Source organism: Micromonospora sp. WMMD734, from assembly GCF_049178975.1.
Taxonomy (GTDB): Bacteria; Actinomycetota; Actinomycetes; order Mycobacteriales; family Micromonosporaceae; genus Micromonospora; species Micromonospora wenchangensis.
The window spans coordinates 6,975,275-6,991,045 of sequence record NZ_JBMHMK010000001.1 but is presented as its reverse complement, the minus strand read 5'-3'; the positions used below and the strand labels follow the sequence as shown (position 1 = coordinate 6,991,045).

12 protein-coding genes are annotated in these 15,771 nt (G+C 74.0%); 2 read left to right on the top strand and 10 right to left on the bottom strand.

Annotated features, from left to right (window positions below; all coding sequences use genetic code 11):
* Window positions 1-150 precede the first annotated feature (150 nt).
* From ACN267_RS30575 to prmC, 3 genes are read right to left on the bottom strand one after another with little or no spacing between them, the layout of a single operon-like run.
* On the bottom strand, window positions 151-762 hold the full coding sequence (locus tag ACN267_RS30575; protein WP_281894683.1) for a phosphotyrosine protein phosphatase: 612 nt from the start codon (window positions 760-762) through the stop codon (window positions 151-153).
* Window positions 763-1,410: an L-threonylcarbamoyladenylate synthase gene (locus tag ACN267_RS30570; RefSeq protein ID WP_204958218.1), complete on the bottom strand. Its 648-nt coding sequence runs from the start codon at window positions 1,408-1,410 to the stop codon at window positions 763-765.
* Complete coding sequence (gene prmC, locus ACN267_RS30565) at window positions 1,410-2,357, bottom strand: peptide chain release factor N(5)-glutamine methyltransferase (RefSeq protein ID WP_281894679.1); 948 nt, start codon at window positions 2,355-2,357, stop codon at window positions 1,410-1,412. Before prmC ends, ACN267_RS30570 begins: the two co-directional genes overlap by 1 nt.
* Window positions 2,358-2,432: 75 nt before the next feature.
* Here prmC and ACN267_RS30560 point away from each other — a divergent pair, with 75 nt between their 5' ends.
* Window positions 2,433-3,983, top strand: a complete 1,551-nt coding sequence (locus ACN267_RS30560) for a GGDEF domain-containing protein (RefSeq protein WP_204957995.1) — start codon at window positions 2,433-2,435, stop codon at window positions 3,981-3,983.
* 86 nt (window positions 3,984-4,069) lie between these two features.
* On the opposite strand, the gene prfA is transcribed toward ACN267_RS30560, so the two are convergent.
* The 4 genes from prfA to thrB all read right to left on the bottom strand — a co-directional run bounded on the left by prfA (window position 4,070) and on the right by thrB (window position 9,358).
* Window positions 4,070-5,158: a peptide chain release factor 1 gene (gene prfA, locus ACN267_RS30555; protein WP_421490202.1), complete on the bottom strand. Its 1,089-nt coding sequence runs from the start codon at window positions 5,156-5,158 to the stop codon at window positions 4,070-4,072.
* A gap of 120 nt (window positions 5,159-5,278) precedes the next feature.
* On the bottom strand, window positions 5,279-5,503 hold the full coding sequence (gene rpmE, locus ACN267_RS30550) for a 50S ribosomal protein L31 (RefSeq protein WP_088642795.1): 225 nt from the start codon (window positions 5,501-5,503) through the stop codon (window positions 5,279-5,281).
* 504 nt (window positions 5,504-6,007) lie between these two features.
* Window positions 6,008-8,119, bottom strand: coding sequence for a transcription termination factor Rho (gene rho / locus ACN267_RS30545; protein ID WP_421490201.1), 2,112 nt, complete (start codon window positions 8,117-8,119; stop codon window positions 6,008-6,010).
* 294 nt (window positions 8,120-8,413) lie between these two features.
* Window positions 8,414-9,358, bottom strand: a complete 945-nt coding sequence (gene thrB / locus ACN267_RS30540; protein WP_421490200.1) for a homoserine kinase — start codon at window positions 9,356-9,358, stop codon at window positions 8,414-8,416.
* A 108-nt stretch (window positions 9,359-9,466) separates the two neighbouring features.
* Between thrB and ACN267_RS30535 the strand changes: the two genes are divergently transcribed.
* Window positions 9,467-10,006 (top strand): hypothetical protein, encoded by a 540-nt coding sequence (locus ACN267_RS30535; protein ID WP_421490199.1) that lies wholly within the window; start codon window positions 9,467-9,469, stop codon window positions 10,004-10,006.
* Window positions 10,007-10,057: 51 nt separating this feature from the next.
* On the opposite strand, the gene ACN267_RS30530 is transcribed toward ACN267_RS30535, so the two are convergent.
* From ACN267_RS30530 to ACN267_RS30520, 3 genes are all read right to left on the bottom strand, one after another.
* Window positions 10,058-11,302, bottom strand: coding sequence for an MFS transporter (locus ACN267_RS30530; protein ID WP_421490198.1), 1,245 nt, complete (start codon window positions 11,300-11,302; stop codon window positions 10,058-10,060).
* An 11-nt stretch (window positions 11,303-11,313) separates the two neighbouring features.
* Window positions 11,314-12,159, bottom strand: coding sequence for a polysaccharide deacetylase family protein (locus tag ACN267_RS30525; RefSeq protein WP_281902880.1), 846 nt, complete (start codon window positions 12,157-12,159; stop codon window positions 11,314-11,316).
* 204 nt (window positions 12,160-12,363) lie between these two features.
* Window positions 12,364-15,636, bottom strand: a complete 3,273-nt coding sequence (locus ACN267_RS30520; protein WP_421490197.1) for an efflux RND transporter permease subunit — start codon at window positions 15,634-15,636, stop codon at window positions 12,364-12,366.
* Window positions 15,637-15,771: the final 135 nt, after the last annotated feature.

Sequence of the window (15,771 nt, the reverse complement as noted above, 5' to 3'; positions counted from 1 at the left end):
GACCCGCAAAACCACCCGAACTCTCATCTTTCCCCGAAACCGGAGTAAGTTCGCGGGACGGACACGGCGCGCGGAACGGGACACGCCGCGCCGGTCACCCGGACGGGGTCGCCGGCCAGCCTGGCGGGGTCCCCGGCCGGCCGGCGGCGGTCACGGCAGCAGGGCCGAGGTGAGCGGGTGCACCGTCTCTTCGATCTCGTCGGCCACCCGGCTGAAGCACTGGTCGCCCCGGCCCCACGGATCGTCCAGGTCGTCGGAGTGCAGCGCCGCCGCCCCCTGCCGGGCCGCGTCGACCGCCGCCACCAGGGCCACCCCCCGGGCGTGCACGGCGTCCGGGGTGGTGCCGGCGGGCGGCAGGGCGGCGGTGTCCAGCGCGCCGAGCAGCCGGCCGAACTCGCCCAGCACGAAGGTGCGCGACGCCGCGTCCGGGCGTAGCGCCACCACGTACTCCTGCTGGTCGGCGGTGGCGGTGAGGACCAGGTCGGCGGCGTCGATCAGGTCGGAGCGCAGCTTGCGGGCGGCGAACCCCTCGACGTCACCGCCGCGACCCAGCACCTGCCGGGCGGCCGGCGGGTTCATCTCCTCCCCCGCGTGCCATCCGCCGGTGCCGGCGCTGTGGCTGTGCAGCAGCGCGTCCGCCCCGGCCGGGTCGACGCCGAGCCGCTCCAGCCGCTCACGGACGGCGAGCACCAGCAGCCGTTCGGCCATCGGGGACCGGCAGATGTTGCCCATGCAGACGTGCAGGACGGTGAACGGCGGCACTCAGGCTCCCCGCTCGTCGAGGAGGTCCGGCGCGACGTCGCGGAGCTGGTCGAGGGTGATCGCGCCGGCCCGCAGCAGCCGGGGCGTCTCCCCGGTCAGGTCGACGATGGTGCTCGGCACCGGGTCGGGGCACGCCCCGGCCTCCAGGTAGACCCGCACCGAGTAGCTGAGCTGGTCGCGGGCCGCCTCGGCGGTCAACGACGGCGGCTGGCCCACCTTGTTGGCCGCGGCCACCGCCATCGGGCCGGTCTCCCGCAGCACCTCCAGCGCCACCGGGTGCAGCGGCATCCGGACCGCCACCGTTCCGTCGGCGTCGCCGCCCAGGTCCCAGGCGAGGCTCGGCGAGTGCTCCACCACGATGGTCAGCGCACCCGGCCAGAACGCCTCGACCAGGTCACGGGCCGCGCGGGGCAGCGAGAAGACCAGGCCGTCGAGGGTGTGCCGGGAGCCGATCAGCACCGGCGGCGCCGCCTGGCTGCCGCCCCGGGCGTCGGAGAGGGCCTTGACCGCGTACGGGGTGAACGCGTCCGCGCCGATCCCGTAGACCGTGTCGGTGGGGAGAACGACCAGCTCGCCGTTCTTGACCGCCTCGATCGCCGCGGCGATGCCGCGGTCCCGGTCGGCAGGTGACCGACAGTCGTAGAGCATCACGAGGAGCCAGTCTGCCACGCCGACGCCCCGACGGCGTGCGGGCCGTCCGACCGGCGGGACGCGGTGGCGAACCGGGGCCGCCCGGCCAGGTCACGGTGCGCCCGCACCGCCGTGTACCGGCCGTCGGCGGTCAGCAGCGCCGGCACCGCCCCGCCGTGCGTGTCGTCGTGCTCGACGCCCAGCTCGCCGTCGGGTCGCAGCAGCTCGGCCGCCCGGCGCAGCACCGGCCGCAGCACCACCAGTCCGTCCGCCCCGCCGAACACCGCCTCGTCGGGGTCGTGCCCGGCCACCTCCGGCGGGACCGGCACCGACCGTGGCACGTACGGCGGGTTGCACAGCAGCACGTCCACCGCGCCGACCAGATCGGCCAGCAGCTCCGGGTCGGTGACGTCGGCGGCCACCACCTCGACCGGCCGGTCCCCGGCGGCGGCCCGCTCGGCGGCGTTGCGGCGCAGCCAGGCCAACGCGGCCGGGGACCGTTCCACCGCCACCACCCGGGCCGCCGGCACCTCCTGGGCCACCGCCAGTGCGATCGCCCCGGAACCGCTGCACAGGTCGACCACCACCGGGGCGTCCCGGGTCGACGCCCGGTCGATGCCCCAGCCGGCCAGCAGCTCCGTCTCCGGGCGGGGCACGAACACCCCCGGCCCGACCGCCAGCTCCAGGTGCCGGAAGCCGGCCCGGCCGGTCAGGTGCTGCAACGGCTCGCGGTCGGCCCGCCGGGCCACCAGCGTGTCGTAGCGGGCCCGCTGGGCGGCCGTGAAGCCGTCGGCCAGGGCCAACCGGCCCCGGGGCACCTCCAGCACGTACGCGGCGAGCTGCTCCGCCTCGGACCGGGCCGACGCCACCCCGGCGTCGGCGAGGGTACGGGCGGCGCGGGCCACCACGGCCGAGGTGCGCTCGCGTTCTGTCCCTTCGGACGGGTGGCGTGGGAGTGAGGTCACGCCATAATCATGAGGCGTCGTCGGCCCCGCCACGAGTGGGTGCGGCCGGGCGCACACCGACGGGAGGTTCGCCAGGTGGGGTGGCTCGACCGGGTCGATGACCAGGTTGACGCCCTCACGCATGCCCGCGACCTCCAGGAGGTGAGCCGCTCGGCCGAGGCAGTCGGCGTCCTCGACCGGGTGCTGCGCACCACCGCCGACCCGTACACCCGGGCGGACGCGCTGGTGCAGCGGCTCTGCGCGTTGATCAACCTGGGCCGGACGGCCGAGTTCACCCGGGCCATCGAGGAGGCCTCCGGGGCGGTGCGCGACCTGCCCGAGCCCTACCTGCACGGGCACCTCAACGCGCTGGCCGCGCTCGCCGCGCACCACCAGGGTGCGCTGGACCGCTGCGTCACCCACCTGGTCCGGGCGGCGCGGGCGCTGGGCGCGGCGGAGGACCGGGACCGGGACACCGCCTGGGGCTGGCACGACCTGGCGATGGCCTACTCCTACCTCAGCTTCCACGGCTACGCGCTGGGCGCGATCGAGCGGGCCCGCCAGCACGGCGCCGCCGCCGGCATCCCCGAGGAGACCTTCGCCGCCCCCGGCATCCGGCTGCGCAACGCCGTCGCGCTCGACCACAACGGCGACAGCGACGGCTGCCTGCGGGTGCTCCGCGACATCGCGGCCGACCTGGCCCGGTTCGTCGACGACGGGCGGGCCGACCGGCTGCGGCCGAGCAGCCTCGCCGCGTACGGCTACGCGGCGGTCCGCCGGGCGGCGCTCGGCGACGCGACCCCGGTCGGACCGGAGCCGGCCCGGCTGCTCGACCACGGCGGGGACAGCGCCCGCGCCCGGGACATGCGCCAGCTCGGCCACGTCTGCCTGGCGGTCGCCGACGGCCGCCCGATCGAGGCGATCACCCGGCTGGACTCGGCCCGGGTGTCGGCCGAGACGCTCGGCGCGGCGGAGTTGTCCCGGTTGCGCAGCATCGCCTTCTCCCGGGCCGGTGACCACGCCGCCGCGCACCGCGCCGACCGGATGGCGTTCCGGCTGGCCGCCCAGCGCAACGACCGGCTGCGCGACGTCTACATCGACGGCATCGCCGCCCGCATCGACCACGAGGAGATGCGCCGGGAGGCCGCCCGCTACGAGGGTGAGGCGCTCACCGACCCGTTGACCGGGCTGCCCAACCGGCGGCGGCTGGAGCGCTACATCGGTTCGGTGGTGTCCCGGGGTGAGCGGGTGGTGATCGGCGTCTGCGACCTCGACGGCTTCAAGGCGGTCAACACCCACCACGGCCACCACTCCGGCGACCTGGTGCTGCAACGCATCGCCGGGGTGATCAACCGGGTGATGCGGCGCGGCGACTTCGTGGCCCGCTACGGCGGCGACGAGTTCGTGGTGGTGCTCTCCGGTGCCGGCATGACCGAGGCGGCCGAGGTGGCCCGCCGGATCGACGCGGCGGTGCGCACCGAGGACTGGGAGTCGCTGGTGCCCGGCACCCCGGTCGGGGTGAGCATCGGGTTCGCCGAGGTCGCCGGCACCGGCACCGGCACCGCGCTGCGCGACGCCCTCGGGCTCGCGTTCGAGATCGCCGACCGGGAGATGCTGCGCGCCAAGGCCCGCTCCCGCACCTCCTGACCCGTACCCCAGGGTTTTCCCCGCCGGCCGGCCACGACGCCGTCAGGCCCGCGGTGGCGGGCCGCGTCGGGCCGGCGCGGAGCGGGTCAGCGGCGGGTCAGCTCGGTGTCGCCGGCAAGCCGGGCGGCCCGGTCCGCCTCGGCGAGGGCGTCCAGGACGCCGTCCAGTTCCCCGGCCAACGCCAGGTCGAGGTTGTACGCCGTGTAGCCGATCCGGTGGTCGGTGATCCGGTTCTGCGGGAAGTTGTAGGTGCGGATCCGCTCCGAGCGGTCCACGGTGCGCACCTGGGCCTTGCGGGCGTCCGAGGCGGCGGCGTCGGCCTGCTCCTGGGCCACCGCCAGCAGCCGGGCCCGCAGGATGCGCATCGCCTGTTCCCGGTTCTGCAACTGGGACTTCTCGTTCTGGCAGGAGACCACCACGCCGGTGGGCAGGTGGGTGATGCGCACCGCCGAGTCGGTGGTGTTCACCGACTGGCCGCCCGGCCCCGACGAACGGAACACGTCGATCCGCAGCTCGTTCGGGTCGATGGTGACGTCGACGTCCTCGGCTTCGGGCAGCACCAGGACACCGGCCGCGCTGGTGTGGATGCGGCCCTGCGACTCGGTGACCGGGACCCGCTGCACCCGGTGCACCCCGCCTTCCCACTTCAACCGGGACCAGACGCCGTTGCCGCCGTCCGGGACCCCCTTGGTCTTGATCGCCAGCGAGACGTCCTTGACCCCGCCGAGGTCGGAGTCCTGTGCGTCGATCACCTCGGTCATCCAGCCGTGCCGCTCGGCGTAGCGGGTGTACATCCGCAGCAGGTCACCGGCGAACAGCGCGGACTCCTCGCCGCCCTCGCCGGCCTTGATCTCGATGATCACGTCCTTGGCATCGTGCGGGTCCCGGGGGATCAGCAGCTCGGCCAGCCGTTCCTCCAGCGCCGGCAGGGTCGCCGCGAGCGAGTCGGCCTCCTCGCCGAACGCCGGGTCCTCGGCGGCCAGTTCGCGGGCCGCGACCAGGTCGGCGCGGGCCTGTTCCAGCTCACCGGCGGCCTTGTGCAGCCCGACCAGTTCGGCATAGCGGCGACCGACCCGGCGGGCGGTGTTCTGGTCGGCGTGGATGGCCGGGTCGGCCAGCCGCTTCTCCAGCTCGGCGTACTCGTCGAGGAGGGCGGCCAGGCGCTCGCTGCTCATGCGGGGGGTGCTCCTTCGACGGGTCCGGCGACGGTGGAACGGGACACGGCGGTCACAGGGGGGCGCAACGGACGACGCCCGCGTCCGGCACGGGGCCGGACACGGGCGTCGTCGGTGGAGCTACTTGGCCTTCTTCGCCTGGACCTTGGCGTACTTCTGCTGGAACTTGGCGACCCGGCCCGCGGTGTCGAGGACGCGCTGCTTGCCGGTGTAGAACGGGTGGCAGGCGCTGCAGGTCTCGACGCTGATCGAGCCGCCCTTGGCGGTGCTGCGGGTCGTGAAGGAGTTGCCGCAGGAGCACTTGACCTCGGTCGTCGTGTACTCCGGGTGGATGTTGGGCTTCATGTCGCCTCGGTCCTTTCGTCAGGTGGTCGCCGGGTCGCCGCTGATCCCCCGCCGCCTGGTGCGCGACGGACTCGGGCGTGAACCGGAACCGGTGGCCGATTGACCAGTGTGCCATGGGCGTGAGCCGACCCGACGGGCGGGCCGCACGATCGGTCCGGCAGTGGTAACGCCCGTCCCGCCACCCGCATTCCCGCCGCTGCGGCCCCGCATTCCTCGCCCGGTGGGCGGACCGGACCGGGTGGGCTCCTCCCCCAGGTTCAGAAGCCCACCCGGCCGGGCCACCGGGCGACGGACGCCTCCCCAGGTTCCCCTCCGCCGCCCGTCGGTGGCCGGGCCCGGCCCGCTCGGCCGGGAACCCCCGCCCCCAGTCAACCCGGCCGCGCACAGAATTTTCAAGAGCTGCCCGGCCCAGCGAAAGAAAAGTCCACCGACGCAATTCCCGGGTACGACGAAGGGCACGGCCGCTGCGGCCGTGCCCTTCGTGGCGGTCTCACCCGGAGCGGGTCACTCCCCCGGTGTCGACTTGGCGATCTGCATCAGGAACTCGATGTTGGTGCGGGACTGCTTGAGCCGGTCGAGCAGCAGGTCCAGCGCCGCCTGCGAGTCCAGCGAGTGCAGCACCTTGCGGAGCTTGTGGATGATGGCCAGCTCCTCCGGCGCGAGCAGGATCTCCTCCTTGCGCGTGCCCGAGGCGCTGACGTCCACGGCCGGGAAGGTCCGCTTGTCGGCGATCTTCCGGTCGAGCTTCAACTCGGCGTTGCCGGTGCCCTTGAACTCCTCGAAGATGACCGTGTCCGCCATCGACCCGGTCTCCACCAGCGCAGTGGCCAGGATGGTCAGCGAGCCACCGTTCTCGATGTTGCGGGCCGCACCCAGGAACCGCTTCGGCGGGTAGAGCGCCGTCGAGTCGATACCACCGGACATGATCCGGCCGGAGGCCGGCGCCGCCAGGTTGTACGACCGGCCGAGCCGGGTCACCGAGTCGAGCAGCACGACCACGTCGTGCCCCAGCTCGACCAGGCGCTTGGCCCGCTCGATCGCCAGCTCGGCGACGGTGGTGTGATCCTGCGGCGGACGGTCGAACGTGGCCGCGATGACCTCGCCCTTCACCGAGCGCTGCATGTCGGTGACCTCTTCGGGCCGCTCGTCGACCAGCACCACCATCAGGTGGCACTCCGGGTTGTTGTGGGTGATCGCGTTCGCGATCGCCTGGAGCACCATGGTCTTGCCGGCCTTGGGCGGCGACACGATCAGCGCCCGCTGCCCCTTGCCCAACGGCATCACCAGGTCGATCACCCGGGTGGTCAGGATGTGCGGCTCGGTCTCCAGCCGCAACCGCTCCTGCGGGTACAGCGGGGTGAGCTTGTAGAACTCGGGACGACGGCGGGCCTCGTCCGGCTCCATGCCGTTGATGGTGTCCAGCCGGACCAGCGGGTTGTACTTGTCCCGCCGCTGGTCGCCGCTGCCGCTGTCCCGGGCCGCCCGGACCGCGCCGGTGATCGCGTCGCCCCGGCGCAGGCCGTACTTCTTGATCTGCGACATGGAGACGTAGACGTCGTTCGGGCCGGCCAGGTAGCCGGTGGTCCGCACGAAGGCGTAGTTGTCGAGTACGTCGATGATGCCCGCCACCGGGACCAGCACCTCGTCCTCGCCGACCTGCGGCTCGCGACCGCCGCCGGTGTCGTTGCCGCCCTCGGCCCGGTCACCCCGGCCCCGACGACGGTCCCGGAACCGGCTGCGCCGGCCCCGCCGGCCGCCGTTCTCGTCGTCGTCGGAGTCGTCCCGGTTGTCGCGGTTGTCGCGGTTGTCGCGCTGACCACGGTCGTTCCGGTCGGCCCGCTCACCCCGGTCGCTGCGATCGTTGCGGTCGCCCCGGTCGCTGCGCTCGGCCCGGTCGTTACGCTCGGCCCGGTCGTTACCGGCCCGCTCGCCCCGGTCGTTACCGGCCCGGTCGGCCCGCTCGCCCCGGTCGTTGCCCGCGCGCTCGGTCCGGTCGTTGCGGCCGGTACGGTCGTTGTCCGTCCGCTCGGCCCGGTCGTTACCGGCCCGCTCGGCCCGGTCACCGCCGGTCCGCTCGTTACCCGTGCGCTCGGCTCCGGTGCGCTCGCCACGGTCCCGGCCGGTACGGCCCTCGGCCCGCTCGGGACGCTCACCGGCCTCGACCGGCGGCTCCTCGGTACGGGTCTCGACGACCCGTGCCTCGGCAGCCGGCCGCGCCTCGGCGGTGCTGGCCCGGCTGCGCCGGGTCCGGGTCCGGCCCTCGGGCTCGGTGGTGACGGCAGGGGTGGCCGACGCCGGCTCGGTGGCACGCTCCGGGGTCACCTCGGCGTGCACCTCCTCCCGGACGGGGGCAGCCGCAGCCGCCACCTCGGCCCGCGGTCGAGGGGTGCCGGTCGCGGCGCCGCCCTGCTGCCGCTCGGAGATCGCGCTGATCAGCTCGCCCTTGCGCATGCGAGCAGTCCCGGAGATGCCGAGCGACGCGGCCAGGCTCTGCAGCTCCGGCAGCAGCATCGCCGACAGACCGGTACCGCTGCGCCGACGGCGGGTGGGGGCGGCGGTGGTGGCATCGCCAGCGACGTTGGAAACATCCGACGTCACGTCGGTGGTGTCGCTCAATGGATTCCTTCCCTCGATAGGCCGGGACTGCCCGGGATCGACAAGCAAGGTGGCCGGGCGGCCTCGGTGCACCCGCCTCGCATGACGCGTCGCGGGAGTCTGTGGCACAGCAGCCGGGCGGTTTCCCAACTCACCAACGTCGGTGAGCAGGTCTCGCCGTCTGCGGCGACCTGCGGAAACTGCGGTGCGGCGTGGGCCTTGGCAGGGGTGACGGGCTGACCGCCGAGAGCTTCGGGGTGCGCCGACCCGCAGAGAGATCGCGTGCTTCGCGGCTGTGCTGAGTCTAGAGCGTAATCAACTCTTCCGACCTGCGGCAACAGGGTCCCGCTCGGCGTGTCCCAGTCTACCCCGTGCGAGCGTCGCTCCGCGCACCTCTACCGGCAACCGCCAGACTTCCCATTCTGTTCCCGGGTCGAACCCGTCGGGCGGCGCGGTGAACGCCAGCACCGTCGGGCCCGCCCCACTGACCACGGCGGCCACATCCGCCGCACGCAACTCGCTGACCAGGGCGGCGGTCTGTGGCATCCCGGCCGCGCGGTAGTCCTGGTGCAGCCGGTCGACGGTGGCCGGCAGCAGTAACTCGGGCGCGGCGGTCAACGCGTGCACCAGCAGGGCCGACCGGCCCGCGTTCAGCGCCGCGTCCCCGTGCGGCACCGTCGCCGGCAACGCCGCCCGCGCGGTGGCCGTCAACCCCCGCTCGGCCGGCACGAAGACGGTGGGCGAGATCCCGGCCGCAACCGGCAGCGACACCGCCCGCCCGCCGGTCGGCTCCGTCCAGGCGACGGTGAACCCGCCGAGCAGGCACGGCGCGACGTTGTCCGGATGGCCCTCGATCTCGGCTGCCAGCCGCAGCACCGCCTCGTCGTCGAGCCGCTGCGCGCCGTCGCTGACCAGACCCCGGGCCAGCAGCACCCCGGCCACGATCGCCGCCGAGGAGGAACCCAGACCCCGGGCCTGCGGAATCCGGTTCACGCACTCCAGGGCCAGCCCCGGCGGCTGCGCGCCGAGCAGGTCGAAGGCGGCCCGCATCGCGACGACCACCAGGTGCCGGTCGTCCGGCGGCAGGTCGCCGGCGCCCTCGCCGGTCACCGCCACCCGGACGCCGGCCGGGGTCACCTCGGCGGCCACGTCGTCGTGCAGGGCGAGGGCGAGCCCGAGGGCGTCGAACCCGGGGCCCAGGTTGGCGCTGGTCGCGGGCACCCGCACCCGCACCGGCCCGGAGGTGAAAATCGTCGGCACGGGATCATGCTAGGGCCCGGGACCGACGTCGCACCGCCTCGCCCGGAGGGTGGAACTGGATCAACTCGGTTAACCTGACGCCGATCCATCGACCGGTCGGGAGGCGACGTGGCAATGCTCGGTTACCGGCTCACCCAGGTGCTGGGGCACCTGCCCATCCTGCTGACCCTGCTCACCGTTCTGGTGCTCGGCGTCACCGCCGGCCGCCGGTTGCCCGGCCGGTCCCGGTCGTTCCTGCTCGCCGGGGCCGTCGTCCTGCTGCTGCTGGAGCTGTTCACCACCGCCTGGGTCGCGGCCCTGCCGGAGCTGATCCGCTCCGGCGGGATACGCCAATACCAGACGTGGAGCCTCGCCGTCAGCGTCGTCGGCTGGATCGGCTACCCGGTCGGCCTGGGTCTCGTCGCCGCCGCCGTCTTCGTCGGCCGCCGGGCCGCGTACCCGTCCCCCGTGCCCGGTCAGCCGTGGGGCACCTGGACGCCCCCGGGCGGTGGCACCCCGACCGGATACCCGGGTGGCCCGCCGCCCGGGTACGCCGCCGGTCAGGCCACGGACCACCCGGGTCACGCCACGGAGCACCCGGGTCGGGACGCCTGGGGCGGGAGCGACCAACCGCCGGCCGCGCCACCCCCGGTCGACCGCGCCGACTGAGCCCCCCACCACGGGTCGGCTACGCCGACTGAGCCGCACCGCCCGCCGTGGTCAGCGGGCGGTCAGCGGGTCACCGCCGGTGGCCGGGTCGGTGAGCGAGAGCCGGCGGGTGGCGATCCGCCAGCCCACCGCGTACACGACGGTGACCAGGCCGCAGCCGGCCAGTACCACCCGCTCGTCGACCAGGTCGACCACGCCGGCCACCACGAGCTGACTGACCGAGATCGCCAGGGTCGCCAGCATCATGTCGGTGGCGAACACCCGGCCGCGCAGCCGGTCGGGCACCTCGCCCTGGAGGGCGAAGTTCGACAGCACCCAGTTGCTGCCGCCGCCGAAGTGGGCCACGAAGACCAGCAGCAGCACCAGCGGGAACCAGCTCGCCACCGCCGCGCCCAGGTAGGCCAGGCCGTACAGCGACATCGACAGGGCCAGGCCGGACAGCAGCCAGGCCCGGTTGGTCAGCACCCGGCTCATCAGGATCGGGCCCACCAGTGCCCCCGCCCCACGCGCCGCGAAGAGCAGGCCGGTGCCGACCGGCCCGGCCCCGTACACGGCGGCCAGCAGGGGGAAGACGGTCAGCACGCCGTTGCCCAGCCCCACCGCCGACTTCACCGTGACCAGCGCCAGCACCCGGGGCCGGTGCCGGATGTGGCCCAGCGCCTCGCGGATGGCCGTCCAGGTGCGCGGGGTCGTCCGGTCGGCCTCCCGGGGTGCCTGCAACGGCCGGCGGATCAGCGCCGCCAGGCCCGCCGCCGCCACCAGGCCGACCACCCCCACCCAGAAGCAGGCGTACGGCCCGACGGCCGCGGTCAGCACGCCACCGAGGGACGCCCCGACCACCGTCATCGTCCCCCAGGCGGAGCCGGCGACGGCGTTGCCGACGGCCAGGTCGGCCGGATCGAGCACGTTGGGCAGGGCGGCCTGCGCGGCCGGCGAGTAGAACGCCTTGCCGACCGCCACCGCGGTGATCGCCACCATGGCCAGCCAGGCCGTACCGGCGTCACGGACGCCGAGCAGCAGCAGCACGCCGAGCAGCGTCACGCCGTTCGCGGCCATCATGACCTTCCGGCGGTCGAACCGGTCGGCGATGGTCCCGGTGTACGGCAGCAGCAGCGCCAGCACCCCGGTGTCCAGCGCCAGCACCAGGGCGCCCCACACCCCGCTGCCGGTCAGTTCCGGCAGCAGCACCAGCAGCGGCACCATGACGAACCAGTCGGCCCCGAAGACCACCAGCTCGGCGAGGAAGAGATTGCGGAAGTCCCGGTTGCGGGCGAGGACGGAGAGCGGAGAGGACACGTGCCCGGACCCTACCCCCCGGTGCGGGAGCCGGTCGGGTGGGCCAGCAGCTCGGAGACCGTGACGAAGGTGTAGCCCCGGGCCCGTAGGCCGGTGATCATCGCGGCCAGTCCGCGCAGCGCCACCTGACGGTTCTCCGGGCCCGCGTCGTGGGCGAGCAGGATGGTGCCCGGCACGACGTCGGACACGATCCGCCGGGCGTGCCCCGCCGGGTCGTCCGGGTACTCCCCCTCCACCATCTGCAACGACCAGAGCACGACCCGGTAGTCGAGGCGTACGGCGGCGTGCAGCACCCCGCCGCCCAGGTGCCCGTACGGGGGCCGGACCAGCCGGGGCGGCATGCCGGTGACCTCGGCGATGGTCTCGTGCGAGCGGCGCAGGTCGTCGTGCACGGCGGCGGCGGCCAGCCTCGCCAGGTCCCGGTGCCGCCAACTGTGGTTGCCCACCTCGTGCCGGGCCAGCCGCCCCCGGATCAGCCCGGCGTGCCGGCGCACCCGTTCCCCGACCAGGAAGAAGGTCGCCGGCACCGCGTGCGTGTCCAGAGTGTCCAGCACGGTCGGCGTCCACTGCGGCAGCGGGCCGTCGTCGAAGGTCAGCGCAACCAGCCGTCGCGTGGTCGGGACGTGCCACACCACCTGGAGCCCGCCCGAGCCGACGTCCTGCCGCCGGTTGCCGACGGTGGCGCTGGCCGGGCCGCCGGACAACGGCAGGTGCCGGTCGGCCAGCCAGGTCCCCCGGGACATGCCGGTGGCCCCCAGCGCGACGCCTCCGGCCAGCAGCGCCCCGCCGCCGAGCACCCGTCGCCGGCCCCACCGCCCGCCGCCCGGGCCGGTCGGCTCCGCCCCGTCGACGACCATCACCCAGGGTGGATCGGAGATGGCCGACAGTAGCGGAGCATGGGGTGACCGTACCCGGTGGCAGGTCTGCTGTCCCGGGTGCGACGCGACGCGCCCCCGGCCCGGTGACCCCGGACCGGGGGCGCGTCGTGGCGCGACGGCGGCTCCGCCCCCGACCCGGTCGCGGCGGGTCGGGGGTGGCCGGTGCGACGCGGCCGGGACGGACTACTCGGTAGGTGGCAGCGGCGACCGGCGGCTCTTCGGCAGCCGCAGCACCTCGAACTGGTCGGTGCCGTCCACCAGCGCCGCCGACGGGGTCGGTCGGGCCGACGGTTCACCCGACGCCTCGGCCGCCGGGGCACCCACCGGCGTCGGCACCTCCGCGGCCGGCTCGGCGGGCGTCCCGGTGGGGCCGCCCTCGTCGGAGGCCCGCCCCCGCCGGCCGGCCCGCCGCTCGCGCAGCGACTCCTTGGTGCGTTCCACCATCGTGTAGAGGGTCGGCACCAGGACCAGGGTGAGCAGGGTCGAACTGAGCAGCCCACCGATCACCACCACCGCGAGCGGCTGGGAGATGAAGCCGCCCTCGCCGGTCAGCCCGAGGGCCATCGGCAGCAGCGCGAAGATCGTCGCCACCGCCGTCATCAGGATCGGCCGCAGCCGACGCCGGCCGCCCTCGACCACCGCCTCGGTGATGCCCATCCCCTGCGCCCGGTACTGGTTGATCAGATCCAGCAGCACGATCGCGTTGGTCACCACGATGCCGACCAGCATGAGCACGCCGATCAGCGCCGGCACACCCAGCGGGGTCCCGGTGACCAGCAGCAGGGCGATCGCGCCGGTCGCCGCGAACGGGACGGAGATCAGCAGGATCAGCGCCTGGGTGATGCTCCGGAACGTCGCCACCATGATCAGGAAGACGATCGCGATCGCCGCCAGCACCGCCAGGCCCAGATCGCCGAAGGCGTCCTCCTGCTGGGCGCTCGCGCCACCCACGGCGATCGTCGCCCCCGGCACGTCCAGATCGTCCAGCCGCTTCTTCAGCTCGGCCGTCGTCGCACCGAGGTTGGAGCCGGTGGCCGTGCCGGTCACCGAGACGCTGCGCTCACCGTCGATCCGGGTGATCTGCTGCGGCCCCTCGCCCCGGGTGACGTCGGCGATGTCGTCGAGCTTCACCGGGCCCACCGGCAGCGCCCGCAACTGCTCCTCGGTCAGCGGCGGGGCCGCCGTCGTCCGCAGCACCACGTCCTGCTGGCCGCCGTCGAGGGTCACCCGGCCCAGCGCGCTGCCCCGGTACGCCTGCGACACCAACTGCCCGACCGCGGCCTCACTGAGCCCCACCCGGGCCGCGGCGAGCCGGTCGACCGTCACGTCGACCCGGGGCACCCGGTCGGCCAGGCTGGTGGCGACGTCCTCGACGCCGGGGGTGCCCGCCATCGCCGCCCGGACCTGGTCGGCGGCCCGGTTCAGGGTGTCGGTGTCGGCGGCCTGGACGACCACCTCCAACTGGCTGCCGGACGTGGCACCCTGCCCGTTGCCGAAGCTCAACTCGCCGGCCCCGGACCCGAGCCGGTCGAACTCCCGGCGCAGGACCTCCTTCATCTCCTTGGCGTCGGTGTCCCCACCGAGCGCCACCGACCACTGGGCGGTGTTGTTGCCCCCGCCGCCCAACCACGGCTGGTCGTTGCCGCCCGCGCTCACCTGGTAGGTCTCGACCCCATCGGTACGTGCCAGCACCCCCTCGACCAGGCGGGCCGCCGCGTCGGTCGCGGCCAGCCCGGAGCCGGCCGGCAGCTTCTGGCTGATGTTCAGAGTGTCCTGGCCCGAGTCGTCGAGGAAGTTGGTCTCCAGCTTCTGGGCCAACCCGAACGTGCCGAACAGCAGCAGGATGCCCACCGCCACGGTGATCCACCGGGTCCGGCGGGTCCGGGTGGCGAACCCGATCGCCGGCAGGTACGCCCGCTGCAACGGGCTGCGCAGTTCCTTGGCCTCGGCGGCCCGGCGCACCGCCTCGTCCGCCCCGTCCCGCGGCGGCTTGAGGAACCAGTACGCCAGCACCGGGATCACCGTCAGCGACACCAGCAGCGAAGCGAGCAGGGCCACCGTGACGGTGATCGCGAACGGCGCGAAGAGCTGCCCGACGAAGCCACCCACCAGGGCGATCGGCGCGAACACCGCGACCGTGGTGAGCGTCGACGCGGTCACCGCCCCGGCCACCTCGCGGACGGCGGCGACGATCGCGTCCCGCTTGGGTTCGCCGTACTCCAGGTGGCGTTTGATGTTCTCCAACACCACGATCGAGTCGTCCACCACCCGCCCGACCGCGATGGTGAGCGCACCCAGGGTGAGCAGGTTGAGCGAGTAGTCGCCGATCCACAGGGCGAGCAGCGCCACCACCACCGACAGCGGGATGGAGACCGCGGTGACCAGGGTGGACCGGACCGACAGCAGGAAGACCAGGATCACCACGACCGCCATCAGCAGGCCGAGCAGTCCCTCGGTGGTCAGGCTCTCGATCGACTTCTCGACGAACGGGGCCTGGTCGAACACGATGGTCAGCTCGGCGCCGGAGGCGGACCGCAGGTCGTCCAGCCGGTCCCGGATGTCGTGCGAGATCCGTACGGCGTTGCCGTCCTGCGCAGCCGTGATCTGGACCCCGATGCTCTCCTTGCCGTTGGTACGGGTGATCGCGGTGGCCGGGGCGAGCTGCTGCTCGACGGTCGCCACGTCACCGAGCCGGACCGGAGCGGCCTTCGGCGCGGTCGGGGTGAGCGCGATGCCTCGCAACTGGTCGAGTGTGGTGACCGGGGCGCCCACCTGCACCGGCAGCGCGGTGGTGCCGTCGACGACCGCGCCGGCCGGGACGGCGATGCCGTTGGACTTCAGCGCGGTGGCGATCGCGGTCGGGGTCAGCTTGGCGGCGGCGAACTTCGCCGGGTCCGGCACGATCGTCACGACCTGCTCGCGGGTGCCGGTGACGGCGACCGTGCGGACCCCGTCGATCCCCTCCAGCTCCGGCACCACCGTGTCGCGCAGTTTGGCGGCGAGGGCCTGCTCGTCGCCACCGCCGGTGGCCGCCAGCACCACGGCCGGCAGGTCGTCGGTGCTGCCGGTGATGACCTGCGGGTCGACCTCCTCGGGCAGTTGCGCGTCGACCCGGCTCAGCGCGGTCTGCATCTTGTTGGCCACGTCGTCGATGTCGGTGCCGAAGACGAACTCCACCGCGATCGTCGCCGACCCCTCCCGCGAGGTGGAGGTGACCTTCTCCAGGCCGGGAATGCTCCGGAGACTGTTCTCGATCGGCTCGGCGACCTGCGCCTCGACGATCTCCGGCGAGGCGCCCGGGTAGACCGCGACGACGAACGCGCCGGGGAACTCCAGCGAGGGCAGCAACTGCTGCTTGAGCGAGGGGACGGCGAACGCCCCGAACGCCGCGGTCACCACCGCGATCAGGGCGACGAGCCCCCGGTTGGCGAGGCTGGATCTGGCGAGCAGCGACATCGGCGTGGCTCACTCCTGGGAGAGGGGACAGCGTGAGGAAAGTCTGCCCGACCCGGTCTCCCCCACCTGTCACGGGGTGGTCACCCGACGGCCTGGTCGACGGGGAACGGCACCGTCGCCCGGCGCGGGGCGGGA

What these genes read in the sequence shown, in the direction of transcription:
- prfA (WP_421490202.1), bottom strand. Translation starts at nt 5,158, where the DNA reads ATGAGCAGCGAGCGCCTGGCCGCCCTCCTCGACGAGTACGCCGAGCTG.
- ACN267_RS30525 (WP_281902880.1), bottom strand. Translation starts at nt 12,159, where the DNA reads ATGGTCGTCGACGGGGCGGAGCCGACCGGCCCGGGCGGCGGGCGGTGG.
- rpmE (WP_088642795.1), bottom strand. Translation starts at nt 5,503, where the DNA reads ATGAAGCCCAACATCCACCCGGAGTACACGACGACCGAGGTCAAGTGC.
- ACN267_RS30520 (WP_421490197.1), bottom strand. Translation starts at nt 15,636, where the DNA reads ATGTCGCTGCTCGCCAGATCCAGCCTCGCCAACCGGGGGCTCGTCGCC.
- ACN267_RS30570 (WP_204958218.1), bottom strand. Translation starts at nt 1,410, where the DNA reads ATGCTCTACGACTGTCGGTCACCTGCCGACCGGGACCGCGGCATCGCC.